The following is a 730-nucleotide window of genomic DNA, read 5'->3' on the forward strand; positions in this document are numbered from 1 at the left end:
GGCCGAAAAATTGGTGGCTGACTTTGCGGAGACCAAAGCGGGATCGAATGACTACGCCTCTGTCAGACAAGTAGCCAATTTGATTACCAATGCAGATGCCAGTGAGCGCTGCGCTATCGCCCTTGGGTTCAATAATGGCGGTGATACCATGCGTGCCATGGCTGCCAAATCTGATGTTTGGCTAACCACCAAAAAGCAGCCCGCCTTGTGTGATCAGCTAGCGATGGAGATGAATAATAATGCGCTCATTAGCAATCAAGATCGCGCTTCTCGTCTCAAGCGTATGTTACGAATAGGCAAAACGGGTGACATTATGGCACTGTCGTCACGCCTAGGTACGCCGATTGCTTATTCGGCGCTCAGTGAAATTCAGCTAAATCCCTCATCGTTTTTTAGCCGCTTTGGCCGCGAGCCTGCCAGCCAAACCAATCAATACCTATACCTATATGCTATTGGCCGTGTCGCAGATAAATCCTATCGAGAAGCAGCACTACAATTAGATTTTGATATCAAGCAAGACAATCAGCGCGCTATCAAACTATTAAATGACGAAACACGTCGTTACGCCTATCGTACGCTTGGTGTTAAGCGTATGAACCACAATACAGATGATGGTTTTAATGCTGAAGCGGTAGACTGGTTCCGCAATAGCTTAGATGATGACTTTAACTTTGAAGAAGCGGAAGACTACGCCATGGCAGCGATCCGCTTTGGCCGCTGGGATGATGTG

The 730-nt window shown here is 47.8% G+C and carries 1 pseudogene; it reads left to right on the plus strand.

Annotated features, from left to right (window positions below):
* A pseudogene (locus ACS8FC_RS17260) lies at positions 1-730 on the plus strand (lytic transglycosylase domain-containing protein); the annotation flags it as partial.

The organism is Psychrobacter sp. 1Y4, from assembly GCF_051847555.1.